At 71.2% G+C, this 25,310-nt stretch carries 22 protein-coding genes; 15 read left to right on the top strand and 7 right to left on the bottom strand.

The features are described 5' to 3' along the window. Positions 1–189: 189 nt before the first annotated feature. Genes EDD90_RS02750 through EDD90_RS02740 form a run of 3 tightly spaced genes read right to left on the bottom strand, consistent with a single transcriptional unit; the run spans position 190 to position 3,424 of the window. Positions 190–963 carry an ABC transporter permease gene (locus EDD90_RS02750; protein WP_123971560.1) on the bottom strand — a complete coding sequence of 258 codons (774 nt, stop codon included), beginning with the start codon at positions 961–963 and terminating at the stop codon, positions 190–192. After that, a complete protein-coding gene (locus EDD90_RS02745; protein WP_123971559.1) occupies positions 960–2,489 on the bottom strand; it encodes a hypothetical protein in 1,530 nt (509 codons plus the stop codon). Before EDD90_RS02745 ends, EDD90_RS02750 begins: the two co-directional genes overlap by 4 nt. Continuing rightward, positions 2,486–3,424: an ABC transporter ATP-binding protein gene (locus EDD90_RS02740; protein WP_398923883.1), complete on the bottom strand. Its 939-nt coding sequence runs from the start codon at positions 3,422–3,424 to the stop codon at positions 2,486–2,488. Before EDD90_RS02740 ends, EDD90_RS02745 begins: the two co-directional genes overlap by 4 nt. Before the next feature lie 286 nt (positions 3,425–3,710). Here EDD90_RS02740 and EDD90_RS02735 point away from each other — a divergent pair, with 286 nt between their 5' ends. Genes EDD90_RS02735 through EDD90_RS02725 form a run of 3 tightly spaced genes read left to right on the top strand, consistent with a single transcriptional unit; the run spans position 3,711 to position 6,314 of the window. Beyond that, the gene (locus EDD90_RS02735) at positions 3,711–4,373 is read left to right on the top strand and encodes a response regulator transcription factor (protein WP_123971557.1); all 663 of its coding nucleotides are present in this window, start codon (positions 3,711–3,713) and stop codon (positions 4,371–4,373) included. Further along, complete coding sequence (locus EDD90_RS02730) at positions 4,370–5,491, top strand: HAMP domain-containing sensor histidine kinase (protein ID WP_123971556.1); 1,122 nt, start codon at positions 4,370–4,372, stop codon at positions 5,489–5,491. The genes EDD90_RS02735 and EDD90_RS02730 overlap by 4 nt, the downstream gene beginning before the upstream one ends. Positions 5,492–5,522: 31 nt before the next feature. Then, positions 5,523–6,314: a metalloregulator ArsR/SmtB family transcription factor gene (locus tag EDD90_RS02725; protein WP_260327533.1), complete on the top strand. Its 792-nt coding sequence runs from the start codon at positions 5,523–5,525 to the stop codon at positions 6,312–6,314. Between the two features lie 72 nt (positions 6,315–6,386). Here the strand turns inward: EDD90_RS02725 and EDD90_RS02720 are convergent, their stop codons facing one another. After that, positions 6,387–6,827, bottom strand: coding sequence for an SPW repeat protein (locus EDD90_RS02720; RefSeq protein WP_123971554.1), 441 nt, complete (start codon positions 6,825–6,827; stop codon positions 6,387–6,389). A gap of 121 nt (positions 6,828–6,948) precedes the next feature. Then, positions 6,949–8,322: a deoxyribodipyrimidine photo-lyase gene (locus EDD90_RS02715; protein ID WP_123971553.1), complete on the bottom strand. Its 1,374-nt coding sequence runs from the start codon at positions 8,320–8,322 to the stop codon at positions 6,949–6,951. A gap of 171 nt (positions 8,323–8,493) precedes the next feature. Between EDD90_RS02715 and EDD90_RS55065 the strand changes: the two genes are divergently transcribed. Next, entirely contained in the window at positions 8,494–8,661 is a 168-nt protein-coding gene (locus tag EDD90_RS55065) for a hypothetical protein (protein WP_185148884.1), read from the top strand. Positions 8,662–8,689: 28 nt separating this feature from the next. Here the strand turns inward: EDD90_RS55065 and EDD90_RS02710 are convergent, their stop codons facing one another. Continuing rightward, a complete protein-coding gene (locus EDD90_RS02710; RefSeq protein WP_123971552.1) occupies positions 8,690–11,095 on the bottom strand; it encodes a SpoIIE family protein phosphatase in 2,406 nt (801 codons plus the stop codon). 244 nt (positions 11,096–11,339) lie between these two features. Between EDD90_RS02710 and EDD90_RS02705 the strand changes: the two genes are divergently transcribed. From EDD90_RS02705 to EDD90_RS02685, 5 genes are all read left to right on the top strand, one after another. Continuing rightward, a complete protein-coding gene (locus tag EDD90_RS02705) occupies positions 11,340–12,425 on the top strand; it encodes an S-(hydroxymethyl)mycothiol dehydrogenase (RefSeq protein WP_123971551.1) in 1,086 nt (361 codons plus the stop codon). Then, on the top strand, positions 12,422–13,057 hold the full coding sequence (locus EDD90_RS02700; protein WP_123971550.1) for an MBL fold metallo-hydrolase: 636 nt from the start codon (positions 12,422–12,424) through the stop codon (positions 13,055–13,057). Before EDD90_RS02705 ends, EDD90_RS02700 begins: the two co-directional genes overlap by 4 nt. Before the next feature lie 240 nt (positions 13,058–13,297). Beyond that, on the top strand, positions 13,298–13,660 hold the full coding sequence (locus EDD90_RS02695) for a bifunctional 3-phenylpropionate/cinnamic acid dioxygenase ferredoxin subunit (protein WP_123971549.1): 363 nt from the start codon (positions 13,298–13,300) through the stop codon (positions 13,658–13,660). After that, a complete protein-coding gene (locus EDD90_RS02690) occupies positions 13,657–14,820 on the top strand; it encodes an NAD(P)/FAD-dependent oxidoreductase (RefSeq protein ID WP_123971548.1) in 1,164 nt (387 codons plus the stop codon). The genes EDD90_RS02695 and EDD90_RS02690 overlap by 4 nt, the downstream gene beginning before the upstream one ends. Before the next feature lie 52 nt (positions 14,821–14,872). Further along, positions 14,873–16,006, top strand: coding sequence for an aromatic ring-hydroxylating dioxygenase subunit alpha (locus EDD90_RS02685; protein WP_123971547.1), 1,134 nt, complete (start codon positions 14,873–14,875; stop codon positions 16,004–16,006). 103 nt (positions 16,007–16,109) lie between these two features. Here EDD90_RS02685 and EDD90_RS02680 read toward each other — a convergent pair whose 3' ends face one another. After that, a complete protein-coding gene (locus tag EDD90_RS02680; RefSeq protein ID WP_123971546.1) occupies positions 16,110–16,907 on the bottom strand; it encodes an IclR family transcriptional regulator in 798 nt (265 codons plus the stop codon). A gap of 150 nt (positions 16,908–17,057) precedes the next feature. Between EDD90_RS02680 and betA the strand changes: the two genes are divergently transcribed. The 6 genes from betA (at position 17,058) to EDD90_RS02650 (ending at position 25,242) form a co-directional block, all read left to right on the top strand. Next, positions 17,058–18,728 carry a choline dehydrogenase gene (gene betA / locus EDD90_RS02675; RefSeq protein WP_123971545.1) on the top strand — a complete coding sequence of 557 codons (1,671 nt, stop codon included), beginning with the start codon at positions 17,058–17,060 and terminating at the stop codon, positions 18,726–18,728. 5 nt (positions 18,729–18,733) lie between these two features. Next, complete coding sequence (locus EDD90_RS02670) at positions 18,734–19,576, top strand: 5,10-methylenetetrahydrofolate reductase (RefSeq protein WP_123971544.1); 843 nt, start codon at positions 18,734–18,736, stop codon at positions 19,574–19,576. 133 nt (positions 19,577–19,709) lie between these two features. Then, positions 19,710–21,179 carry an aldehyde dehydrogenase family protein gene (locus EDD90_RS02665; protein ID WP_123971543.1) on the top strand — a complete coding sequence of 490 codons (1,470 nt, stop codon included), beginning with the start codon at positions 19,710–19,712 and terminating at the stop codon, positions 21,177–21,179. Between the two features lie 19 nt (positions 21,180–21,198). Continuing rightward, a complete protein-coding gene (locus tag EDD90_RS02660; RefSeq protein WP_123971542.1) occupies positions 21,199–22,287 on the top strand; it encodes a glycine betaine/L-proline ABC transporter ATP-binding protein in 1,089 nt (362 codons plus the stop codon). Then, complete coding sequence (locus EDD90_RS02655; protein WP_123971541.1) at positions 22,287–24,263, top strand: proline/glycine betaine ABC transporter permease; 1,977 nt, start codon at positions 22,287–22,289, stop codon at positions 24,261–24,263. The genes EDD90_RS02660 and EDD90_RS02655 overlap by 1 nt, the downstream gene beginning before the upstream one ends. A 13-nt stretch (positions 24,264–24,276) precedes the next feature. Next, positions 24,277–25,242 carry an ABC transporter substrate-binding protein gene (locus tag EDD90_RS02650; RefSeq protein ID WP_123971540.1) on the top strand — a complete coding sequence of 322 codons (966 nt, stop codon included), beginning with the start codon at positions 24,277–24,279 and terminating at the stop codon, positions 25,240–25,242. Positions 25,243–25,310 lie beyond the last annotated feature (68 nt).

Below are 25,310 nucleotides of genomic sequence, written 5' to 3'. Positions count from 1 at the left end.
CCGCGAGGTCCTCGTCCGGCATCCGGGCACCGGACCGGCCGGAGTTGCCGCCGGACGTGTGGAGCTACTTTGAGGCGAGGGGCCGGAGACCGGGTGAGGCGAGGGGCCGGAGACCGGGTGAGGCGACGGGCCGGAGACCGGGTGAGGCGGCGGGCCGAGGGCCGGGCGTCGAAGTGGAGGCCGGCAGTGCTAGGTGTCACGGATGCGCAGCGTCAGCCCGCCGGTCAGGAGTGCCGCGGTGGCCCATCCGGCGGTCACGCCGAGGCCGGGCCAGGGGCCGATGGGCAGGCTGTGGATGTCGGTGGTGGCCTGGACGGCCAGCCCGGCGTCCATCGGCCCGATCCGCTGGAGCAGGCGCTGCCAGTGCGGATCGCCGATCGTCGCGGAGACGACGGGGAGCAGGTAGAGCAGGCCGAGGACGATTCCGATACCGGCCGCCGAATCCCGTACGACGGTGGCGACGCCGAGGCTGAGCAGGGCGATCAGGGTCAGGTAGAGGACCGATCCGAGGGCCGCACGGAGCGTGGGGCCCTCGGTCGGGGACAGGGGCGGATGGCCGGGGGCGGCCATGAAGGCACGGCCGGGCAGGAGAAGCCGCCCGGACGCCAGCGAGCCGAGAACCGCGACGGTCCCGGCCGCGGCCACGATCCCGGTGAGCGTGACGGCTTTGACCGCCAGGACGGTGGCGCGACGCGGCATCGCCGTCAGGGTCGTGCGGATCATGCCCGTGCCGTACTCACCCGCGACGACCAGTACGGCCAGGACGACGACCGGCGCCTGGCCCAGTTGGACGCCGACCAGGCTGAGCCTGGTCATGTCACCGCAGCCGGCGGACCCGCAGCTCACCACCGAGCACGCGCAGGCGCTCAGGGCCACGGTCAGCGCGACCGTACCGAGCAGCAGCCACAGCGGGCCGCTGACGGTCCGTGTCTTCGTCCATTCCGCGCGCAGGGCCTGTCTCATGCGTCCCTCCGCCGCAGAAGGAGGGCGGCGGTGGCCAGGCCCGCCACCGCGTAGCCGGCCAGGACCGTGAACCCGGCCCACGGGGCCAGCGGGTAATAGCCGTCGTACGGCGTGTAGTTGCTCGTGACCTGGTGATACCGCACAAGCGTCTGCTGTACGGCGAAGGCCGCGACCGGGGTCACCCGGGCCAGCCAGTTCGCCACGCTCGCGGGCATGAACGGGTTGGCGATCAGGACGTAGGGCAGTACGACGGCCACGGTCACCGTGGTCACCGCGCCGGCGCTGTGCCGGAAGAGAGTTCCGACGGAGAGGGCCAGCACCGAGGCGGTCGCGAGCAGCGCCGCCATCCCGAACTCCACCCGCAGTTCGGCCGAAGCCGTCACCGGGAAGACGTACACGCCGTGGGACCGGGCGAGCCGCTCGCCGAGCGGGACCGCGACGGCCGCTCCCGCCAGCCCGGCGACGAAGGTGACGCCTCCCAGCACCGCCGCCTTGGCCAGCAGCACCCGGCTCCGTGCGGGGGCGGCGGCGAGCGTCACGCGGATCAGGTTCTCCCGGTATTCCGTGGCGATGAACAGCGTCCCGACGACGACCACCACGATCAGCGCGGCGAACGTGCCGGTGAGGAGGTCGCCGAGGGTGCCACCGGTGGGCAGGGTCTCGCGAACGGCGGGTGCCATGTCGCCGGCGCCGGTCACCGTGAGACGGCCGGCGGCTCCCGTGAACGAACCCGATGTGTTGCGCGGGTACCCGGCGAAGGTGGGGGATTCGGGCCCCACCTGAGTGCCCGTCCAGTCACCACCGGCCCAGTTCCCCTGGCCCCGGAGATCCCCGAGGACGGCCGTGGACACACTGCCGCGGGTGCCCCTGCCGTCCACGGCGGGCGGGGACGCGACGAACAGCCCGCCCTGCACGGCCGGTCCGAGCCCGCTCGTGTGCACGGTGCCCACCTTGGTCCAGTGCGTGCCGTCGGCGGATGCGTAGCCGGTGATCGCGTCTCCCGAGCGGTCCAGCCGCAGCCGGCGGACGGTCGCGGCGGAGGCGGGGCCGGGAGGGCCGGCCGTGTCGTCGACGTAGTCGTTCTGCATCCGTATGCCGTGGCCGCCGGTCACCATGATCGCCGCATAGGGCGATCCCTGACGGGTGCTCTGCTTGATGACGAGCCCGGCCTTCGCCCATGGCACGGTGCCGGGTTCCAGGTCCGCCGGTCCGCTGGGGATGCTGCTGCTGAGCGCGGAGACGGAGACGGTCATACCGCCGTCTCCCGCCAGCGGCCGGTGCACGAAGTAGAAGCTGTCGGTGACCGGCTCGCCGCCCGGTCCGACCGGAACGGTCTGCGATCCTCTCTGATCGCTGCTGACCCCGGCCAGCACGGCCACCAGCACCGGCAACAGCGCCGCGACCACCGTGCCGATCACCCAGCCGCGGACGGTCCGGAACTTGGTCCACTCCGCGTGCACCAGTCGGGCGAAGCCGTTCGGCCCGGCCCACCTGCCGGAACGGGACGTCGCGACACCGGCGGTCACCGCGCCGCCTCCGTGGGCGTCATGGCGCGGAACTCGACCGCATCGCGGGTGAGTTCCAGGTAGACCTCCTCCAGTCCGGCACGGTGCGCCGACACCTCGGAGAACGGAACCGCGCTCTCACCGAGCAGCGTCACGATCCGGTCCGCGGGAAGGCCGGAGACGACCAGGGTGTCGCGGCCGCCGGCGCGGGTCACGGTCGCGCCGGCCTGTGTGAGCACCCTGGTCGCTGCCGTCCCGGCCGTGGTCCGCAGGTTCACCCGGTTCCCGGACACGGCCGCGATCAGCTCGGCCACACCCGCGTCGGCGACGGCCCTGCCCCGCCCGACGACGACGAGATGATCGGCCGTGTCCTGCACCTCGCTCATCAGGTGGCTGGACACCAGCACGGCGCGGCCCTCGGCGGCCAGCGACCGCAGGAAGCCGCGCATCCAGATGATGCCGTCGGGGTCCATGCCGTTGAACGGCTCGTCGAGCATGACGACCGGAGGGTCGCCCAGCAGGGCCGCGGCGATCCCGAGCCGCTGCCGCATACCGAGCGAGTAGCCGCCGGCCTTGCGCCGGGCCGCCGGGGCCAGGCCGGTCCGTTCGAGCACCTGGTCCACCCGGCGCGCGGCCAGGCCCTGCGAATGCGCCAGCCACAGCAGGTGGTTGCGGCCACTGCGGCCGGGGTGCAGTGCCGACGCGTCCAGCAGGGAACCGACATGGTTCAGCGGGTGCCGAAGACTGCGGTAGGGCTTCCCCTCGATGAGCGCGGTGCCCTCCGCCACCGCGTCCAGGCCGAGGATCACCCGCATGGTGGTGGACTTTCCGGCCCCGTTCGGCCCCACGAAGCCGGTCACCACCCCGGGACGGACGGAGAAGGACATGCCGTCGAGGGCCAGGGTCGCGCCGTACCGCTTGTGCAGTCCCGCGACGACGATCCCCGGGGCGCTCACCGCGGTGAGCCGACTGTTCGAAATGGACTCATGCCGACGGTTGTACGCGGCACCCGGTTCCGGCCCGGTCGCAGTGCTCGCGACCCGGCTGCGACCCATGGCCCGCGGCGCAACATCCGTTGTCCGGTTGCGACTCAGCGCCCGCGACCCGGCGTCCGCGGCCTGTCCGCGCCCCGGCGGCCGCGACCCGGCTGCGACCGGGGATCTGGCATCGTCGGGGCATGGCATCTCGACCCGACGGCCGGTCCGGCCGCCCTGTCCGTACGACGACCCGCGGTGAGCGGCGGTGAGGGTGCTCGTCGCCGAGGACTTCGAGATCCTCGCCCGCTCCCTCGGAACCGGCCTGCGCCGTGAAGGCATGGCCGTCGACGTCGTCCTGGACGGCACCGCCGCCCTCGACCGGCTGGCCGTCACCCGCTACGAGGTGGTGATCCTCGACCGCGACCTGCCCGGTGTCCACGGCGACGAGATCTGCCGGCGACTCGCCCACGGCCGGTGCGAGACCCGCGTACTGATGCTCACCGCCGCCGACACCGTCGAGGACCGGGTCCACGGGCTCGGCCTCGGCGCCGACGACTACCTGCCCAAGCCCTTCGCGTTCGCCGAACTGGTCGCCCGCGTCCGGGCGTTGGCTCGCCGCGCCACCCCGCCGCTGCCGCCCATCCTGGCCTACGGGGACATCACCCTCGATCCGGCCCGGCGCACCGTGTTCCGGGCCGGCCGGCGCCTGGAGTTGAGCCCCAAGGAGTTCGCCCTCCTCGAATGCCTGCTCGCCGCACCCGGACTGGTCGTCTCCGCCGAGGAGTTGCTCGAACGCGTCTGGGACGAGGCCGCGGACCCCTTCAGCAGCGCCGTGAAGCACACCATGCACCGGCTGCGGGCCAAGCTCGGCGACCCGCCCGTGATCGAGACCGTCCGCGAAGGCGGCTACCGGATCGGACCGTCATGACCGTCCTCCGGCAACTCTCCTTCCGCCGGCAGCCCGCCAGAAGGTCCCTGCAGACCCGGCTCGCCCTCGCCTACGCGACAGGCATCTACGCCGCCGGGGTCTTCGTGCTCCTCTGCGTCGCCGTCCCGCTCGCCGGCGTCCGGTCGGCGAAACCCAGCGGCGCCCCGGCACCGGGCGGGATCACCGGAACCGGGAACGGGATCAGCCCGGCCCTGCTCCTCACGGGATCCGCCGTGGCCCTGGTCGTACTGGTTCCCGTCGCCCTGGCTCTCGGCTGGTTCGTCGCCGGCCGGTTCCTGCGCCCGCTGCGCGCCATCACCGCCACCGCCAGGATCATCTCGGCCGGCGACCTCCACCGGCGCCTCGACCTCGGCGGGCCCGCGGACGAACTGACCGAGCTCGGCCAGACCCTCGACGACCTGTTCGCCCGCCTTCAAGCCTCCTTCGACGCCCAGCGCCACTTCGTCGCCAACGCCTCCCACGAGCTGCGCACCCCGCTCGCCGGCCTGCGCACCCTCCTCGAAGTCGCCCTCGCCGACCCCGATGCCGACGCCGGCACACTGCGCTCGGTCTGCCAGGAGGCCCTCGCCCTCGGCGGACACCAGGAACGGCTCGTCAAGGCGCTGCTGACCCTCGCCACCAGCGAGCGCGGGCTCTCCCGCCAGGACCCGCTGGATCTCGCCCAGGTGGCCGAAGGAGTGCTCGCGGCCCGCCGCGACCGGGCGGCGCAGCGCGGTATCGACCTCGCCGAACAGCTGACGCCCGCGGTGACGGTCGGCGACCGGGGACTGATCGAAAGTCTCGTCACCAACCTCGTCGACAACGCCATCCGCCACAACCACCCGGGCGGGCAGGTGGAGATCACCACTCGGAACGCGGGCACACAGGTGGCGTTCACGATCACCAACAGCGGGCCGGTCATCCCCGACGACCAAGTCCAGCGGCTCTTCCAGCCCTTCCGGAAACTGGCCCCCGACCGGCACGGCGAGGGCTACGGCCTCGGTCTCGCCATAGTCGACGCCGTCGCCCGGGCCCACCACGCCACCCTCATCACCGGCGCCCGCCCCGAAGGCGGCCTGTCCATCGCCGTACTGCTCCCGGGGCCGGGCACTCCTTGACATGCAGGCAGATACCTGCATAACTTTGAGTGTGGGATCAGAGGACGACAGTGGGACGGACAGGGTCTTCAAGGCGCTGGCCGACGACACGCGCAGACGGCTGCTCGACCGGCTGCACGAGCTGAACGGGCAGACGCTGGGCGAGCTGTGCGAGCACATCGCGATGACCCGGCAGTCGGTGACCCAGCACCTGGCCGTCCTGGAGGCCGCCAATCTGATCAGCACCGTGCGGCGAGGGCGGGAGAAGCTGCACTACCTGAACCCCGTGCCGCTCCACGAGATCCAGGAGCGGTGGATCGACAAGTTCGAGCGCCCGCGCCTGCGTGCGCTCGGCGACCTGAAGCGACGAGCCGAGGAAGCCATGGCCGACCAGCCCAGCTATGTCTACGTCACCTATATCGCCAGCACCCCGGAGAAGGTCTGGGACGCTCTCACGGACGCCGACCTGACCGCCGTCTACTGGGGCCACGCCAATGTCTCCGACTGGCGGCCCGGATCCCGCTGGGAGCACCGGCGCACCGACGGCTCCGGCATCGCCGACGTGGTCGGCACCGTCGTCGAGAGCGAGCGCCCGACGCGCCTGGTCGCCACCTGGGCCGCGCCCGAGAACGAGGGCGACCGGGAAAGGCACTCCCGGGTCACCTTCGACATCCGGCCGCACGCCGACATCGTCAAGCTCACCGTCACCCACGAGGACCTCAACGACGAGGGCGAACTGCGCGACGTGTCGTCCGGCTGGCCGGCTGTGCTGTCCAACCTGAAGTCCCTCATCGAGACCGGCAGCCCGCTTCCGCAGGAGCCCTGGCTGGTGCCCGGCCGCTGACCGTGCGACGGGGCCGGTCCGCCGTCACCGGACCGGCCCCGCGTCCTCCCTTCAGGGGGGCGCTCGGTGTGCCTACGTCATGGGCGTTCGCCTGGCCGTCGTGACGGCGCACAGCAGCCCGAGGCAGAGGGCGATGGCGCCGATGACGATGTTGTTGATGATGACGCCCTTGTCCGGGCTGCTGCCGACGATCCAGGGCGCGATGATCAGCCAGACACCCATGGCGCACATGGCCCAGCTCAGGCCGTACATGCGCTCCGGGGCCCTGGTGAATCCGAGTGCCAGCAGGCCGATGGCTATGCCCATGATCAGGTTGTGGGTCGTGAGTGCGGGCTGGCTCGCCGCGTAGTGGACGATCCACGGGGACGCCGCGCAGTACAGACCGAGCAGGAACACCGGTCCGTCCACGAGTGCCACATCGCGACCGCCGAGCATGCGGGCGTAGCGTTCCCGCATTTCGGTGACATCAGGGTGGCTTGTTATGTCACTTCTGCCGTGCGAGACGTTGGCCATGACTCGTCTCCTTTGACTTGCAGGCCTGACCGCGTCTGAAGCGTGCGGTATGCGCCGCTTACTATCATTCTGCTCTTATTTCCTCTTTATGTGTAGCTCTGCGCGTGGCTCTCAGGTGCGCTCAGCCGCGCTCCCGAGCCCGTCGGAAGCGGTCCAGACCGTCGGCCAGGTCGATGATCGGCTCCGGGTATCCGAGCGTCGCCCGGTCCGGGGCGGGCGCCTTCCACGGCTCATGGACCGCCGAGCCCGCCAGCCGCTCCAGCTCGGGTACCCAGCGCCGCACATACGCACCGTCGGGGTCGTACCGCTTCGCCTGGGCGAGCGGATTGAGGACGCGGTTGGGGCGGGTGTCCGTGCCGGTGCCCGCCACCCACTGCCAGTTCAGCTGGTTGTTGGCCACGTCCCCGTCGACCAGCAGCTCCAGGAAGTGCCGGGCGCCCACCCGCCAGTCGACGTACAGCGTCTTGGCCAGGAAGCTCGCCGTCAGCAGCCGGCCGCGGTTGTGCATCCAGCCCTCGTGGAGCAGCTGGCGCATCGCCGCGTCGACGACCGGATAGCCGGTACGGCCCGTGCGCCACGCTTCGATGTCCTCGGCGGCGGTCTGCTCGGTGCGCCAACGGTCGTGTTTCGTACGGTAGTCGGCCGTGGCCGCCGCCGGCCGTGCGGCGAGCACCTGCCGGTGGAAGTCCCGCCAGGCGAGCTGCCGTACGAACGCCTCGGCACCCGGGCCGCCCGCCCGCCGGGCCCTGTGCACCAGCTCGACGGGGGAGAGCGTGCCGAAGTGCAGATGCGGCGAGAGCCGGGAGGTCGCGTCCCCGGCCAGATCGTCATGGCGCTCCTCGTACGAGGCGATGCACGCCCGCAGCCAGGCCGCGAGCCGCCTGCGGCCCTCCGTCTCGCCCCCGGCGGCCAGGCCCCGCGAGACCCCGGACAGCCGGTCGCGGCCGGGCAGCGGCTCGGATCCGACGCCGTCCGGTACCCGTACCGTGCGTGGCGCGGCCACCGCATCCCGCAGCGGCTGCCGCGACCACTGCCGGAAGTACGGCGTGAACACCGCGTAGTGGTCCGACGCGGCAGGCGTCACCGCACCCGCCGGGACCGCCGCGGTCACCGCGTCGTGCACCTGCAGCCGCCGGCCGTCCGCCTCCAGGGCCCGCCGCAGCCGCTCCTCCCGGCGCTGCGCATGCCCGCTGACGTCCGCCGCCACATGCACCGCCTCGGCGTCCGCCTCGGCGGCCACCTTGCACACCTCCTCCACCAGGCCGCCGGAGCGCACCACCAGCCGGCCGCCGCGCTCGCGCAGCCCCGCGTCCAGGTCGCGCAGGCAGTCGGCGAGGAACGCCAGCCGGTTCGGCACGGCGAATCCGGCCCGGTCCACCGCAGGGTCCCGTACGAACAGCGGCACGATCTCGCGCGAGCCGTCGAGGGCCGCCCGCAGCGGCGGATGGTCGTGCAGGCGCAGATCGGCGGTGAACAGGACGACCGAGGCGTTCATGGTGCGACTCCGGGAGCGGTACGGAGGGGTACGAACCCCCACGCTCCCACTCCGCCGGGTCCGTGCCACGGACCGGCCACCGGCGCTCTTCCCGCGTTTCGGGCATGTCCGCGTCGATCCGGGGCAGCCGCAGGATACGACGGACACCGACCCGGGAGGTGACGGGCCACTATGGGCGCGAGGGTGCTGGAGCGATTTCCCGCCGGGGCTCCCCGGGGGTCCTGGCCTGCCGAGGAGTACGCGGCGAAGCGCCGTGCCGAGGGCGAGCCGGCGACCGTGGTGATGGACCTGAACACGGACGCCTTCCTGGTCGTGGTCTCGGGCCCGGACGACGACTGACCCCCCCGTAGGCCCGGTCGTACGCGCGTCAGCCGGACAGCGGCTGCTCGGCCCAGATGGTCTTGCCCCGTTCGCCGTACCGCGTCCCCCAGTTCTGGGCGAGCTGGGTGATGAGGTAGAGGCCGCGTCCGCCCTCGTCCGTGTCCTGGGCCCGCCGCACGTGCGGAGAGGTGCTGCTGCCGTCCGACACCTCGCAGATCAGGTTCCGGTCCCGGATCAGGCGCAGGGTGATCGGCTCGCCGCCGTAGCGCAGCGCGTTCGTCACCAGCTCGCTGACGATCAGCTCGGTGGTGAAGGACTCCTCCGCCAGCCCCCACGACGCCAGCTGCCGTGCCGTCAGCTCCCGCGCCCGGCCGACCATCCGGTCCTGCGTCTCGATCTCCCAGGTCACATACGAGTCCGGGGCCAGGCCGCTCACCCGGGCCACCAGCACGGCCACGTCGTCCTGGTGTCCCGGCGGCAGCAGCTCACGGACCAGCATGTCGCACACCTCCTGCGGTGCGGCCGACGCGGGGGTGCGGGAGAGGGCGCCGCGCAGCCGGCGCAGCCCGGTGTCGACGTCCTGCGTGCGTGACTCCAGCAGTCCGTCGGTGTAGAGGACCAGCAGATCCCCGTCGTCCAGGGCGATCTCACGCTCCTCGAACATGACACCGCCCAGGCCCAGGGGGGGACCGCCGGCCAGGTCGACGAAGTCGACAGCGCCGTCCGCCGACACCACCGCCAGGGGCGGATGACCGGCGCGGGCCAGCCGGCAGCGGCGCGACACCGGGTCGTACACCGCGTACAGACAGGTAGCTCCCGTCACCAGGGACACCTCGTCGCCGCGCTCGTCGAGGGCGCGGTTCATCTGGTCGTCCAGGTGGGTCAGGAGCTCGCCGGGGGAGAGATCGAGATCCGCGAGGGTGCGTACGGCGCCGCGCAGCCGGCCCATGACCACGGCCGACTGCAGACCGTGTCCGACCACGTCGCCCACCACCAGTGCCACCCGGGTACCGGACAGCGGGATCACGTCGAACCAGTCCCCGCCCAGCCCGGTGTGCTCGCTGGCCGGCTGATAGCTGGACGCCGTCCGGACCGCCGACGGCGACGGCAGTCGCTGGGGGAGCAGACTGCGCCGCAGGGTCCGTGCCGTCGTCCGCTCCCGGTGGTACCGGCTGGCGTTGTCGACGCACGCCGCCGTGCGGTTCACGATCTGCTCGGCCAGCAGCACGTCGTCGGGCTCGAACCGGCGGGGCGTGCGCGAGCGCATGAAGACCGCGGTGCCGAGCACGGCACCCCGGGCGAGCATGGGGACGAGAAGCCAGGAGTGGACGTCCGGCCCGCCGTCGCGCAGGGCGTCCGGACAGGCGGACAGCCGCTCGTCCGCGAGGAGGAGGGGCTCGCCCTTCTCCAGGGCTTCGAGGAACGGTGAGCCGGGCGCCGTCGCCGCCGTGTCGAGGTCGCCGACCGGCACGGTCACCGCCCCGGCCGGACCCGGGTCCGGCCCGCTGGCGGCGGCCCGGCGGAGCAGCGGGGTCGCCGGCTGCCCGTCCTCGCTCGGCTCGCCGGTGGCGAACACGGAGTCCAGCAGGTCGACCCGGCAGACGTCGGCGAACCGCGGCACCGCGACCTCGGCCAGTTCCCGGGCCGTCTGCCAGAGGTCCAGGGAGGTGCCGATACGCGCACCGGCCTCGTTCGCCAGGACCAGCCGCTCGCGCGAGCGCACCTGCTTGGTCACGTCGGAGACCACATGGGCCAGGGCGATCAGTGTTCCGGACGGGTCCCTGAGGGGCAGGATGGACTCCGACCACACGTACTCGAGCGGCGATCCCGGTACGGGGTGCCCGTCGACCTCGGTCCCGAGGAGCGCCTCGCCCGTCTCCAGTACCTGCCGCTGCCGTGCCTCCAGGGCGTCGAAGTCCAGCAGTCCGGGCGGCGCCATCTCACGCATCGTGTGCCCGGCGTACCCGGTCCGCCGGAACACCCCGGCACGGCGCTCCGTGAGGTTCTGGGCGATGAACCGCTGCCGTGTGTCGAAGAGGTCGATGTGGAAAGGGGTGTCGGTGAACAGCCCCTTGAGCAGGGCACGCCCGAACTCGTAGGTGCGGAACGTCCGCGCGCCGGCCGCCTGGACGAGCCACTGGCGTTCACCGTTCACCGAGGTGAGCGGGCGCGCCCAGACCTCGGCGTCCAGCGGTTGTCCGTCACGCCGCCGTAGTCTCACCGACGCCTGGCGCGCACCCTCCTTCCATCGCCGCAGGAGGTCCGCCGCGTCGGCGGTGCCGTGGAGCAGTTCGTCCGCGCGCCGGCCGAGGACGTCGCGCGCCGGACGGCCGAGCAGCCGCCGGGCGCCCGGTCCCCAGGCGACCACCCGGGCGTGGGCATCCAGCAGCGCCTCCGCCTCGCCCCCGGGATCCGGGAGCTCACCGCCGCCGCGGAAGGTGATGTCGCGCATCCTCACCTCGAGCACATCCGTGCCGGACTAGGGATGTGGGATGTATATGTCATTTTCGTAACAAATGATACCCGCGGACCCGGTGACCGCTCCGGCGCACCGGGCGACTGCCCGGCCCCGAGTGAGGATCGACAGCGCGACGGATTCTTGACCGCCGCTTCGGCCTCGGCGATGCTGTGTTGCGTTACACGAGATGCGTGCCGTATTGGGCAACATCTCGCCCTCTGTCAGCCGAGGAGTGGCCATGTCTCAGCAGGTCCGTGCTGTCGTCGCGCGGAGCAAGGGCGCCCCCGTCAGTCTGGAAACGATCGTCGTGCCCGATCCCGGGCCGGGCGAGGCGCTGGTCAAGATCGAGGCCTGCGGGGTCTGCCACACCGATCTGCACTACCGCGAGGGCGGGATCAGCGACGACTTCCCCTTCCTGCTGGGGCATGAGGCCGCGGGAGTGGTCGAGGCGGTCGGCGACGGGGTCACCGATGTGGCACCCGGCGACTTCGTGATCCTCAACTGGCGTGCCGTGTGCGGGAACTGCCGGGCCTGTCTGCGTGGACGGCCGTGGTACTGCTTCAACACCCACAACGCCAAGCAGAAGATGACCCTGACCGACGGCACGGAACTCTCCCCGGCCCTCGGGATCGGCGCCTTCGCGGAGAAGACGCTGGTCGCCGCCGGGCAGTGCACCAAGGTCGACCGTGCCGCGTCCGCGGCCGCCGCCGGACTGCTGGGCTGCGGGGTGATGGCCGGCCTGGGCGCCGCCATCAACACCGGCAACGTCGGGCGCGGGGACAGTGTCGCCGTCATCGGCTGCGGAGGCGTGGGCGCCGCGGCGATCCTCGGCTCGAGCCTGGCCGGCGCGGCGAAGATCGTCGCCGTGGACATCGACGACCGCAAGCTGGAGACGGCACGCAGGCTCGGCGCGACGCACACGGTCAACTCCAAGGAGACCGACGCGGTCGACGCGGTGCGCGAACTCACCGGCGGCTTCGGCGCCGACGTCGTCATCGAGGCGGTGGGCCGTCCGGAGACGTACAAGCAGGCCTTCTACGCCCGGGACCTCGCCGGCACGGTCGTCCTGGTCGGCGTTCCGACCCCCGAGATGAAGCTGGAACTGCCGCTCCTGGACGTCTTCGGCCGGGGCGGGGCGCTCAAGTCCTCCTGGTACGGCGACTGTCTGCCCTCCCGCGACTTCCCGATGCTCATCGACCTCTATCTGCAGGGCCGCCTCGACCTGGACGCCTTCGTCACCGAGACCATCGCCCTGGACGAGGTCGAGAAGGCCTTCGAACGCATGCACCACGGAGACGTCCTGCGCTCGGTGGTGATCCTGTGACGGGTGGCGCCCGCATCGAACACCTCGTCACCTCGGGGACGTTCTCGCTGGACGGCGGCACCTGGGACGTCGACAACAACGTGTGGATCGTGGGGGACGACGACGAGGCGGTCGTCATCGACGCCGCCCACGACGCCGAAGCGATCCTCGGGGCCCTCGGCGGACGCACCCTGCGCGCCATCGTGTGCACCCATGCGCACAACGACCACATCGACGCCGCGCCCGATCTCGCCGCCCGCACCGGCGCCCCGATCCTGCTGCACCCCGACGACCTGCCGCTGTGGAAGCAGACCCATCCCGACCGGCTGCCCGACGCCGAACTGGCCGACGGGCAGCGCATCGAGGTGGCGGGCACCGAGCTGACCGTGCTGCACACCCCGGGCCATGCCCCCGGAGCCGTCTGCCTGCACGCCCCGCACCTCTCCGCGCTCTTCAGCGGCGACACGCTGTTCGCCGGCGGGCCGGGGGCGACGGGGCGCTCGTACAGCGACTTCCCCACCATCGTCGAGTCGATCCGGGAACGCCTCCTCACACTCCCGGACGACACCTTCGTGCACACCGGACACGGGGAGACCACCACCATCGGCGCCGAGGCGCCGCATCTCCAGGAATGGCTCGACCGCGGTTTCTGACCGCCCCGCGACGCAGCGGCCCTGCCCCGGTGACACCACCGCGGCAGGGCCGCTGCGGCATCCGAAGAGACGCCGTTTCCCCTGTTCACCGGAGCTGTAGAGGGCAGTTCGGCGTGCCCGGGCGACCCCCGCCGCAGCCCGCGTAAACCGGCGGATGAACTCCTTGACAACGCTTCGGAGCGGCCCTCAAACTGGCGTTGCGCTAATCGCAATCCGTTTCGCTATACGCACCGAGGTGTCATGATGATTCCCGCGTGCCGTCTCGCGGATCTGCCGCGAGGCGAGGCCCATCGGCTCGACATCGAGCCGCCCGTGTCGGTGTTCCACACCGACGACGGCGAGCTCTTCGCCATCGACGACACCTGCACCCACCAGGACGCCTCGCTCGCCGACGGCTGGCTGGAGGGCTGCGAGGTGGAATGCCCCCTGCACGCCTCCAAGTTCGACCTCAGGACCGGTGCCGTGGACGCACCCCCGGCCAAGCTCCCGGTCCGCACCCACGAGGTCGTCGTCGAGGACGGCATGGTCCACGTCCGGCTCTCCGCCGACGCCCCCAACCTGCCGCCGTGCATCAGCGCCCGCCTCGCCGGAGGCGCCGCGTGAGGACCGTGGCCGTGGTGGGCGCCTCGCTGGCAGGGCTGTCGGCCGCGCGCTCGCTGCGGCAGCGCGGGTACGACGGCCGGCTGGTCGTCATCGGCGAGGAGTCCCACCGCCCTTACGACAGGCCGCCGTTGTCCAAGGAGTTCCTGGCCGGCACCATCGGCGAGGCGGACCTCGCGCTGGAGCGGGACGACGAGGAACTCCACGCGGAGTGGCTGCTCGGGGCCCGCGCCACCGGGCTCGACCGCACCGCGAGGGCGATCCGGCTCGCCGACGGCCGGGAGGTCCGCGCCGACGGCGTGGTCATCGCGACCGGCGCCGCCGCCCGCACCCTGCCCGGCGCCGAGGGCCTCGCCGGGGTCCATGTGCTGCGCACCCTCGACGACGCCCGCGCCCTGCGCGACGACCTCGCCCGGGGCGGCCGCCTGGTGGTGATCGGCGGCGGGTTCGTCGGCGCCGAGGTCGCCTCCACGGCGTACGCACTCGGCCTCGACGTGACCGTGATCGAGGCGGCGCCGACCCCGCTGGCCGGACCGCTCGGCGAGACCATGGGCGCCGTCGTCTCCGCCCTCCACACCGACCACGGCGTACGGCTGCTGTGCGGGGTGGGGGTCAAGGGGCTGAGCGGCGAGCGCCAGGTGGAGGCCGTACTGCTGGAGGACGGGCGCAGCGTGCCCGCCGACACCGTCGTCGTCGGCGTGGGCGCACGCCCCTGCGTCGACTGGCTCGAAGGCTCCGGCATCACGCTCGACAACGGCGTGAAGTGCGGCGCCGACGGACGCACCAGCCTGGCCGGGGTGGTCGCCGTCGGCGACTGCGCCAACTGGTACGACCCGCACACCGGCACCCACCGCAGGGTCGAGCACTGGACCGGCGCGCTGGAACGGCCGGCCGCCGCCGTCGCCGCCCTGCTCGCCCACGGCGCGACCGAACCCGGCGTCCCCAGGGCCCCGTACTTCTGGTCCGACCAGTACGGCGTGAAGATCCAGTTCGTCGGCCAGGCCGCCGGGGCCGACAGCGTGACGGTCGAGGAGGGCTCCACCGACGACCGCAGCTTCCTCGCCGTCTACCGGCGGGCGGGCCGGCAGGTCGCCGTGCTCGGCATGAACCAGCCGCGGCTGTTCACCCGCGCGCGCAAGCAGTTCGGCACCGCCGCGTCCTGACCCGGCGTCCGCGCCACCCCACCGATCCACGACGTTCTCCGAGGAGTGCACCGTGACCTCGACCAGCCTGCCGGACAGCCTGATCGCCACCCTCCCCGGTTCCGCCTACACGGACCCCGGGATCTTCGCCCAGGAGCAGGAGCGCATCTTCGAGACGATGTGGTTCTGCGTCGCCCGCGCCGCCGACCTGCCGAAGCCCGGCGCGTTCCGCACGGTCGACGTCGGCCGCGAGTCCATCCTCGTCACCCGGGCCCGGGACCACTCGATCCGCGCCTACTTCAACGTCTGCCGGCACCGCGGCGCCAAGCTCTGCACCGAGGAGACCGGCGAGGTCAGACGCGCCTTCCAGTGCCCTTACCACGCGTGGACCTACGACCTGGACGGCAAGCTGGTCGCGGCCCCCAACCTCACCAAGATGCCCGACGTCGGCCGCACCGAGTACGGCCTGGTGGGCGTGGCGGTGCGCGAATGGCTCGGCTATGTGTGGGTGTGCCTCGCCGAGAACCCGCCCTCCTTCGAGGAGGACGTGATCGGGGCGGCGGTCGAACGCCTCGGCGACGTCGAGTCGATCGAGCGCTACGGCGTCGAGAACCTCTCCGTCGGCAAGCGGATCGTCTACGACGTCAAGGCGAACTGGAAGCTCATCATCGAGAACTTCATGGAGTGCTACCACTGCGCCACCATCCACCCCGAACTCACCGAGGTGCTGCCCGAGTTCGCCGACGGCTACGCCGCCCAGTACTACGTGGGCCACGGCGCCGAGTTCGGCACGGACATCCAGGGCTTCACCGTCGACGGCTCCGAGGGCCTCGACCGCATCCCCGGAGTCTCCGAGGACCAGGACCGGCGCTACTACGCGATCACCGTCAAACCGCAGGTGTTCATCAACCTGGTGCCCGATCACGTGATCTTCCACCGGATGTACCCGGTGGCCGTCGACCGGACCATTGTCGAGTGCGACTGGCTGTATCTCCCGCACGTCGTGGAGAGCGGCAAGGACGTCAGCCGGTCCGTGGAGCTCTTCGACCGGGTCAACCGCCAGGACTTCGACGCCTGCGAGCGCACACAGCCCGGGATGAGCTCACGGCTGTACGCCAAGGGCGGGGTGCTGGTGCCCAGCGAGCACCACATCGGCGCCTTCCACGACTGGGTGCACGAGCGGCTCGGGACGCGGCAGCCGGAGTGACGCGGGAGAGGGACGCCCGTGGCCCGCGCGGGATGCGGACGCGGGCCCTACGGCGGTCGTCCTGCGGGCGCCAGGCCCCGGTACTGCTGGGCGCGGGTACTGATCAGCCCAGGTACCCCATGCGGTGGCTGATCTCCTCCGCGCCCTTGACCAGCACCGGAGCCAGCTCGTGCATACGCTCCTCGGTGAACCGGTAGGAGGGCCCGGAGGCGCTGATCGACGCGATGACCACGCCGTCCCGGTCGCGGATCGGCGCGGCCATGGCGTGCAGCCCGATCTCCAGCTCCTCCAGCGTCCAGGCGTACCCGCGCTCCCGGGCCTCGGCGAGGTTCTTCTCCAGCTTCGCCTTCGTGGAGATGGTGTGCGGGGTGAGCTTCTTCAGGCCGCCGTCCGAGATCAGCGCGGCGCGCTCCTTGGCGGGCAGATGGGCCAGCATGATCTTGCCGCTGGAGGTCGCGTGCAGCGGGGTCAGCTGGCCGACCCAGTTGTGCGCGGTGACGGCGGCCGTGCCCCGCACCTGGTACAGGTTGATCGCGTAGTGCTCCTGCATCACCGCGATGTTGACCGTCTCGCCGATCTCCTCGGCCAGCCGCTCGCACACCTGCCGGCCCTGCTGGGTGACGTCGATGCGTCCTGTGACGGCGCCGGCGAGGCGTACGATGCCGAAGCCGAGCATGTACTTGCCCCGCTCGCCCGACTGCTCCACGAGACCGCGCGCCTCCAGGGCGCCGAGCAGGCGGAACGCGGTCGACTTGTGAACATCGATCTCGGCGGCCACCTCGCTGACGCCCGCCTCGCCGCGTTGGGCGAGGATCTCCAGGACGCTGATGGCGCGGTCGACGGACTGCACGCCGCCAGAAGATGAGCCGTTCGTTTCGGTATCCGGACTGTAGTTGCTCATAGCGAAACTATACGCGCAGTAAACAACGCACTCCAAGTAACGCGATGTGAACAAAGATCTTACAAGTTGCGTTGTTCGCAACCTGGTGCGTATAGCGATACCCGTACTAGCATGCCGCGCACATCGACGGCGCGAGCGAGACGAGGCACCATGGCTCCCTTGCAGTACGACTTCGTCATCGTCGGCGGCGGATCGGCCGGCAGCGCACTGGCGAACCGGCTCTCGGCCGACCCCGGCAACCGGGTCCTGGTACTGGAGGCGGGCCGCCCCGACTACCCGTGGGACGTCTTCATCCACATGCCCGCGGCGCTGACCTATCCCATCGGCAGCCGGTTCTACGACTGGAAGTACGAGTCCGAGCCCGAGCCCCACATGGGCGGCCGCCGCGTCTACCACGCCCGCGGCAAGGTGCTCGGCGGCTCCAGCAGCATCAACGGCATGATCTTCCAGCGCGGCAACCCCATGGACTACGAGCGCTGGGCCGCCGACCCCGGCATGGAGACCTGGGACTACGCCCACTGCCTGCCGTACTTCCGCCGGATGGAGAACTGCCTGGCGGCCGACCCGGACGACGAGTTCCGCGGCCACGACGGCCCCCTCGTGCTGGAGCGCGGCCCGGCCGCCAACCCGCTCTTCTCCGCCTTCCTGAAGGCCACCGAGGAGGCGGGTTACGCGCCCACCGACGACGTCAACGGCTACCGGCAGGAGGGCTTCGCCAAGTTCGACCGCAACGTCCACCGCGGCCGGCGCCTGTCGGCGTCCAAGGCGTACCTCAAGCCCGCCCGCAAGCGCCCCAACCTCACCGTGAAGACCCGCGCCCTGGTCACCCGCGTCCTCTTCGAGGGCAAGAAGGCCGTCGGCGTCGAGTACCGGCGCGGCAAGGGCGCCCTCCAGCAGGTCCGTGCCAAGGAGGTCATCCTCTGCGGCGGCGCGATCAACTCCCCGCAGCTGCTCCAGCTCTCCGGCGTCGGCAACGCCGAGGAACTGCGCGCCCTCGGCATCGACGTCGTCCACGACCTGCCGGGCGTCGGCGAGAACCTCCAGGACCACCTGGAGGTGTACATCCAGTACGGCTGCAAGCAGCCCGTCTCGATGCAGCCGTACCTGGCGAAGTGGCGCGCCCCCTTCATCGGCCTGCAGTGGCTCTTCCGCAAGGGACCGGCCGCGACGAACCACTTCGAGGCCGGCGGCTTCTGCCGCAGCAACGAGGACGTGGACTACCCCAACCTGATGTTCCACTTCCTGCCCATCGCGGTCCGCTACGACGGCTCCGTGCCCGCCGGCGGCCACGGCTACCAGGTCCACGTCGGCCCCATGTACTCCGACGCCCTCGGCTCGGTGAAGATCAAGAGCAAGGACCCGAACGAACACCCGGCACTGCGCTTCAACTACCTCTCCACCGAACAGGACCGCCGGGAGTGGGTCGAGGCGGTCCGGGTCGCCCGCAACCTTCTCAACCAGCCGGCGCTGGCCCCCTACAACGACGGCGAGATCTCGCCCGGTCCGTCCGTGGCCACGGACGAGGAGATCCTCGACTGGGTCGCCAAGGACGGCGAGACCGCCCTGCACCCCTCCTGCACCTGCAAGATGGGCACCGACGAGATGTCCGTAGTCGACCCGACGAGCATGCGGGTGCACGGCGTGGACGGGCTGCGGGTCGTCGACGCGTCGGTGATGCCGTACGTCACCAACGGCAACATCTACGCACCGGTGATGATGATCGCCGAGAAGGCCGCCGACCTGATCCTCGGCAAGGAGCCGCTGGAGCCCTCCAAGGCCGTCTACTACCGGCACCGCGACGCCCAGAAACAGGCCGGGTAGCGGACATGGGGGCCGAGGCCCTGCGGGCGCTGCTCGCCCGCGTCCGCTACGAGGTGCTGCCGGCGAGGGCGACCGAGGAGAAGGTCCTGGCCCAGGTGCCCCGCGACGTCGTGGTCACGGTCACGGCGTCGCCGGCCAAGGGCCTGGAACCGACCCTCGCACTCACCGAACGGCTCACCGCGCACGGGTACCGGGTCGTCCCGCACGTCCCGGCACGGCTGCTGCGGGACGAAACCCACCTGAAGGACGTCACCGAGCGACTGCTCACGGCAGGCGTCGACGACGTCTTCGTCCCGGCGGGCGACGCCGATCCGCCCGCCGGGCCGTACGACGGGGCGCTGCCGGTGCTGCGCCGGCTGACCGAACTGGGCAGCCCCTTCGCCGGGACGGGCATCACCGGCTACCCGGAGAGCCATCCGCTCATCCACGACGACCTCACCATCCAGGCGATGTGGGACAAGCGGGCGCACGCCACGTACATCGTCAGCAACCTCTGCTTCGACGCGCGCGTGCTCGGCGACTGGATCACCCGGATCCGGGCCCGTGACGTCGTCCTGCCCGTATACATCGGCGTCGCCGGGCCCGTGCAGCGGGCCAAGCTGCTGGCCATGGCGACGAAGATCGGGGTGGGGGAGTCGACCCGCTTCCTCACCAGGCACACGTCCTGGTTCCTGCGCTTCGCGGCGCCCGGCGGCTACGACCCGGAACGGCTCCTCGCACGCGGCGCGGCGGCGTTCACCGGGCCGTCGGCGGGCGTGGCGGGCCTGCACCTGTTCACCTTCAACCAGGTCGCCGAGACGGAGCGATGGCGCCGCGCCCTGCTGGACCGGCTGGCTGACACCCCATGAGGGGGCGCCGATTCCGCGGCCGAATCGGGACCCGCGAACCCCTTGACGTGCATCAGTCCATTCGGCCAGGGTGTTCCACCACAAGCAATCCAATGCACAATGCGCAACGATTTCGGGCTCGAAGGGCGCGGCCGTGGCAGATCTGTACATGGATGGAAAATGGCGCGCCGCGGTGGCCGGCGGCCAGCGCGAGATCCGCTGTCCCGCGGACGGCGCACTCGTCGCGACGGTCTCGGAGGCCGGCCGCCCCGACACCGAGGCCGCGATCGCCGCGGCCCGGCGCGCGTTCGACGAGGGCCCCTGGCCGCACACCCCGGAGCGTGAGCGCGGCGCACTGCTGCTGCGCACCGCCGACATCATCGAGCGGGACGCCAAGGACTTCGCCCGCGCCGAGTCCCTGGACACGGGCAAGCGCCTGGTGGAGAGCGAGTACGACATCGCCGACGTCGTCTCCTGCTTCCGCTACTACGGCGGCATCGCCGGCACCAGCGCAGGACGCGTGGTCGACACCGGCCGCGACGACGCGCTCAGCCGGGTCACCTACGAACCCGTCGGCGTCTGCGGGCTGATCACCCCCTGGAACTACCCGCTGCTGCAAGCCTCCTGGAAGGTCGCCCCGGCGCTGCTCGCGGGCAACACGATCGTCCTCAAGCCCAGCGAGCTCACCCCCTCCACCTCGATCCTCCTGATGAAGGCCCTGGAGGAGGCCGGGCTACCTGCCGGCGCCGCCAACCTGGTGCTGGGCGCCGGAGCCGAGGCGGGCGCACCGCTGGCCGACCACCCGGAGGTCGACATGGTGTCCTTCACCGGCGGCCTGCACACCGGCCGGCACATCATGGCCACCGCCGCCGCCACGGTGAAGAAGGTCGCCCTCGAACTCGGCGGCAAGAACCCGAACGTGGTCTTCGCCGACGCCGACTTCGAGACCGCCGTGGACTTCGCGCTCACCGCCGTCTTCCTGCACTCCGGGCAGGTCTGCTCGGCCGGCGCCCGGCTGATCGTCGAGGACTCGATCCACGACGCCTTCGTCGACGAGGTCGTACGCCGCGCCCGGCTCATCCGTCTCGGCGGCCCCTTCGACCCCGAGGCCGAGACCGGCGCGCTGATCTCCGCACAGCACCGCGAGAAGGTCGAGGCGTACGTCGCCGCCGGGATCGCCGAGGGCGCCGTACTGCGCTGCGGCGGTACGCGCCCCGACGATCCCGCGCTGGCGAACGGCTTCTACTACCCGCCCACCGTCCTCGACGAGTGCCGGCAGGACATGCGCGTGGTGCACGAGGAGTCCTTCGGGCCCGTGCTCACCGTCGAACGCTTCCGCGACGAGGACGACGCCGTCCGCATCGCCAACGACACGGAGTACGGCCTCGCCGGTGCCGTCTGGACACAGGACGCGGGCAAGGCGCAGCGGGTCGCGCGCAGGCTGCGCCACGGCACCGTCTGGATCAACGACTACCACCCCTATGTGCCGCAAGCGGAATGGGGTGGCTTCGGGCACTCGGGCGTGGGCCGGGAGCTGGGACCGACCGGCCTGGACGAGTACCGAGAGCCCAAACACATCTGGCAGAACATCCAACCCCGGCCGCAGCGCTGGTTCAGCGGCTGACGCCGAAAAGAGGCCGATCATGACCCCAGCCACCGAGGTGTCGCAGCGGCGCGACACGTCCCAGGACCCTCAGGATCGCACCCCGGTCATCTCCGTGCGCCGGCTGTGGAAGGTGTTCGGACCCAAGGCCGACGAGGTGCCGGGATCCGAGGAACTGTGCGGGCTCACCCGCCGCGAACTCATGGACCGCACCGGCTGCACCGCCGCCGTACGGGACGTGAACTTCGAGGTGTCGAACGGCGAGGTCTTCGTCGTCATGGGCCTGTCCGGGTCCGGCAAGTCCACCCTGGTGCGATGTCTCACCCGGCTGATCGAACCCACCGCCGGCGAGATCGTCTTCGAGGGCGAGGACATCCGGGGCGCCGACGCCCGGCGGCTGCGCGAGCTGCGGCGCAGCAAGTTCTCCATGGTCTTCCAGCACTTCGGCCTGCTGCCGCACCGCAGGGTCGTCGACAACGTGGCGTTCGGCCTGGAGATCCGGGGCATGAGCAAGGCCGAACGCATGAAACGGGCGATGGAGACCGTCGAACTGGTGGGCCTCGCCGGCTACGAGAACTCCTACCCCGACCAGCTCTCCGGCGGTATGCAGCAGCGCGTCGGCCTCGCCCGCGCCCTGGCCGGCGACCCCGACGTCCTCTTCTTCGACGAGCCGTTCTCCGCGCTCGACCCGCTGATCCGCCGCGACATGCAGAGCGAGGTCATCCGCCTGCACCACGAGGTCGGCAAGACCATGGTGTTCATCACCCACGACCTCTCCGAGGCCCTCAAGCTGGGCGACCGCATCCTGATCATGCGGGACGGCAAGATGGTCCAGTGCGGCACCGGCGACGAACTCGTGGGCGCGCCGGCGGACGACTACGTCCGGGACTTCGTCAAGGACGTGCCGCGCGGCGACGTCCTCACCCTGCGCTGGATCATGCGCCCGCCGGCGGACGGCGACGAACTGGACGGGCCCGAGCTCGGCCCCGACGTCGTCGTGCGCGAGGCCACCCGGGCGGTGCTCGCCGCCGAGAAGCCGGTCAAGGTCGTCGAGAACGGCAAGCTGCTCGGCATCGTCGGCGACGAGGAGATCCTCTCCGTCGTCGCCGGACAGGAAGGCGGCGCCTGATGGCCGCCGTCGCCGACGCCACCGCGCCGGTCGCGTCCATACGGCAGAAGGTCAGCCGCCCGATGGTGGTGGCCGCGATCCTGGTCCTCTGGCTGCTGCTCTTCGCCGTGCTGCGCGGCCGACAGACGCTGACCCTGGCCGCGGCCGACCTGACCGGTCTGCACCGCTGGCTGAACGACGTCAACGACAGCATCGGCGCCAACCGCAACTCCAACCCGGTCTTCCTGTACTTCTTCAACGAGATCCGGCTGGTCATCGACAACCTGGTGACCTTCGTCCAGTCGCTTATCTCCCAGCCCAGCGGCTCCCGCCCAGTCCCGCAGATCGGCTGGCTCGGCGTCGTCGGACTCGTCGGCTACGTCTCCTGGGCCGTGGGCAACTGGCGGGTCGCGCTGCTGGCCGTGGCCGGCTTCACCTTCTTCGGGCTGCAGGGCCTGTGGCAGGAGAGCATGGACACCCTGGCGCTTACCCTGTCGGCGGTGCTCGTGGCGCTGGTCATCGGCATCCCGCTGGGCGTCTGGGCCGGGCTCTCCGACCGGGTCAACCGGATCATGACGCCCTTCCTGGACTTCATGCAGACGATGCCGACCTTCGTCTACCTCGCCCCGCTGACCCTGATCTTCCTCATCGGCGGCGCCTCCGCCGTGATCACCACGGTCATCTACGCGGCCCCGCCCGCCATCCGCATCACCGCGTACGCCATCCGCTCGGTCCCCGAGACCACCGTCGAGGCGGCCGACTCACTCGGCGCCACCCGCGCGCAGCAACTGGTGAAGGTGCTGCTGCCGATGTCGAAGCGCACGGTCGTCGTGGGGGTCAACCAGACCATCATGGCCGCCCTGGCCATGGTCACCATCGCGGCCCTGATCGACGCGCCCGGCCTCGGCAAGACCGTCGTCCAGGCTCTCCAGTCGCTCGACGTCGGCACCGCCTTCAACGCCGGCCTCGCCATCGTCGTCATGGCCATCGTGCTCGACCGGGTCACCACGGCGGCTGCCGTACGCACCGAGAGCCGCCGTACGGGCGAGGGCCGGTTCGCCAAGTGGCGCCGCCCGCTGCTGGGGGCGGGCGGGGTCGCGGCCCTCGTCCTGGTCTACCTGTCCCACACCTACGTCTGGGCGGCCGAGTTCCCCGGTGACGGCACCGTCGGCAGCCACATAGCGAGCGCTGCCGACACCACGTCCACGTGGCTGCAGGACCATCTCTTCGGCCTCACCAACGCCCTGCGGGACGCCGTCACCAACGGCCTGCTCAACCCCTTCCAGACCCTGCTCACCGACTCCCCGTGGTGGCTGGTCGGCGCTGTCCTGGTCGCGCTCGGCGCGGTCCTCGGCGGCCGGCGGGCCGGGGTGACGGCGGCCGTGTGTGTCGGGCTGCTGGTCGGTACCGGACTCTGGTCGGACAGCATGACCACCCTCGCCTCGACCGTCGTGGCCACGATCCTGACGATGCTGGCCGGCGTCGTCTTCGGCGTGTGGATGGGCCGCAGCACGCTGGCGGACCGGCTGATCCGGCCCACTCTGGACGCCGCGCAGGTCATGCCGCCGTTCGTCTATCTCGTGCCGTTCCTGGCGCTGTTCGGCGCCACCCGCTTCACCGCGATCATCGCGGGCGTCGTCTACGCGGCCCCCGTCGCCATCAAGATCATCGCGGACGGGGTGCGGAACGTGTCCGAGTCCACCGTGGAGGCGGCCACCTCGGCCGGGTGCAACTCCTGGCAGATCATCACCAAGGTCCAGCTGCCGATGGCACGCAGCGCCCTGACCCTCGCGACCAACCAGGGCCTGATCTACGTGCTGTCGATGGTTGTGTTGGGCGGCCTGGTTGGCGCAGGCGCTCTCGGCTACGACGTTGTGGCCGGTTTCTCGCAGGGCGAGCTGTACGGCAAGGGCCTGGCGGCAGGGCTCGCCATCGTACTGCTCGGAGTCATGTTCGACCGGATCACTCAGGCTGCGGCGCGACGCACCAGGGCATAAGGAGCGCGACACCATGTCAAGACACTGGCGAGCCGGCGCGGCCGGCCTGGCCGTCCTCGGCCTCACCCTCACGGCGTGCGGCGGTGCGAAGGTCGGCGACAGCTCCTCCGCGGGCTCGAAGAGCTCCGGGGGGAAGTGCGGCACTTTCAACCTGGCCGTCAACCCGTGGGTCGGCTACGAGGCGGACGCGGCGGTCGTCGCGTACGTCGCACAGCACGACCTCGGCTGCACGGTCAACAAGAAGGACCTGAAGGAGGAGATCGCCTGGCAGGGCTTCGGGACCGGCGAGGTCGACGCCGTCCTGGAGAACTGGGGCCACGACGACCTGAAGAAGAAGTACATCACCGGCCAGAAGACAGCCGTCGAGGCGGGCTCCACCGGCAACAAGGGCATCATCGGCTGGTACGTGCCGCCGTGGCTGGCCAAGGCGCACCCCGACATCACCAACTGGGAGAGCCTGAACAAGTACGCCGCCAACTTCAAGACGTCCGAGTCGGGCGGCAAGGGTCAACTCCTCGACGGCGACCCGTCGTACGTCACCAACGACGCCGCCCTGGTCACCAACCTGAAGCTGAACTTCAAGGTGGTGTACGCGGGCAGCGAGACCGCGCTCATCCAGGCCTTCCGCACGGCCGAGAAGAACAAGCAGTGGCTGATCGGCTACTTCTACGAACCGCAGTGGTTCCTGTCCGAGGTACCGCTGGTGAAGGTGAACCTGCCCAAGTACACGACGGGTTGCGACGCCGACGCGGCGAAGGTCGCCTGCGACTACCCCGTCTACGACCTGGACAAGATCGTCAGCACCAGCTTCGCCAAGTCGGACAGCCCGGCGTACAAGCTGGTGAAGAACTTCAACTGGACCAACGACGACCAGAACACCGTGGCCAAGTACATCGCCCAGGACAAGCTGTCGGACGACGCGGCGGCGAAGAAGTGGGTCGACGCCAACAAGGACAAGGTCGACGCCTGGCTGAAGTAGCCGAGAGCCGGCAGACGGCCGAACACGCCCGGTGGGCGGCGCGCAGCTGTGCGCCGCCCACCGGGCGT

The sequence above is a fragment of the Streptomyces sp. Ag109_O5-1 genome (assembly GCF_003814875.1).
In the GTDB taxonomy this organism is placed as follows: domain Bacteria; phylum Actinomycetota; class Actinomycetes; order Streptomycetales; family Streptomycetaceae; genus Streptomyces; species Streptomyces sasae.
The sequence above is the reverse complement of the archived record's forward strand: the minus strand, read 5'-3'. Positions and strand labels throughout refer to the sequence as shown.

Excerpts from the sequence above, each read along its gene's own strand:
- EDD90_RS02750 (WP_123971560.1), bottom strand. The coding sequence starts at position 963 with ATGAGACAGGCCCTGCGCGCGGAATGGACGAAGACACGGACCGTCAGC.
- EDD90_RS02730 (WP_123971556.1), top strand. The coding sequence starts at position 4,370 with ATGACCGTCCTCCGGCAACTCTCCTTCCGCCGGCAGCCCGCCAGAAGG.
- EDD90_RS02720 (WP_123971554.1), bottom strand. The coding sequence starts at position 6,827 with ATGGCCAACGTCTCGCACGGCAGAAGTGACATAACAAGCCACCCTGAT.
- EDD90_RS02715 (WP_123971553.1), bottom strand. The coding sequence starts at position 8,322 with ATGAACGCCTCGGTCGTCCTGTTCACCGCCGATCTGCGCCTGCACGAC.
- EDD90_RS55065 (WP_185148884.1), top strand. The coding sequence starts at position 8,494 with ATGGGCGCGAGGGTGCTGGAGCGATTTCCCGCCGGGGCTCCCCGGGGG.
- EDD90_RS02710 (WP_123971552.1), bottom strand. The coding sequence starts at position 11,095 with ATGCGCGACATCACCTTCCGCGGCGGCGGTGAGCTCCCGGATCCCGGG.
- EDD90_RS02705 (WP_123971551.1), top strand. The coding sequence starts at position 11,340 with ATGTCTCAGCAGGTCCGTGCTGTCGTCGCGCGGAGCAAGGGCGCCCCC.
- EDD90_RS02695 (WP_123971549.1), top strand. The coding sequence starts at position 13,298 with ATGATGATTCCCGCGTGCCGTCTCGCGGATCTGCCGCGAGGCGAGGCC.
- EDD90_RS02680 (WP_123971546.1), bottom strand. The coding sequence starts at position 16,907 with ATGAGCAACTACAGTCCGGATACCGAAACGAACGGCTCATCTTCTGGC.
- betA (WP_123971545.1), top strand. The coding sequence starts at position 17,058 with ATGGCTCCCTTGCAGTACGACTTCGTCATCGTCGGCGGCGGATCGGCC.
- EDD90_RS02670 (WP_123971544.1), top strand. The coding sequence starts at position 18,734 with ATGGGGGCCGAGGCCCTGCGGGCGCTGCTCGCCCGCGTCCGCTACGAG.
- EDD90_RS02660 (WP_123971542.1), top strand. The coding sequence starts at position 21,199 with ATGACCCCAGCCACCGAGGTGTCGCAGCGGCGCGACACGTCCCAGGAC.
- EDD90_RS02655 (WP_123971541.1), top strand. The coding sequence starts at position 22,287 with ATGGCCGCCGTCGCCGACGCCACCGCGCCGGTCGCGTCCATACGGCAG.
- EDD90_RS02650 (WP_123971540.1), top strand. The coding sequence starts at position 24,277 with ATGTCAAGACACTGGCGAGCCGGCGCGGCCGGCCTGGCCGTCCTCGGC.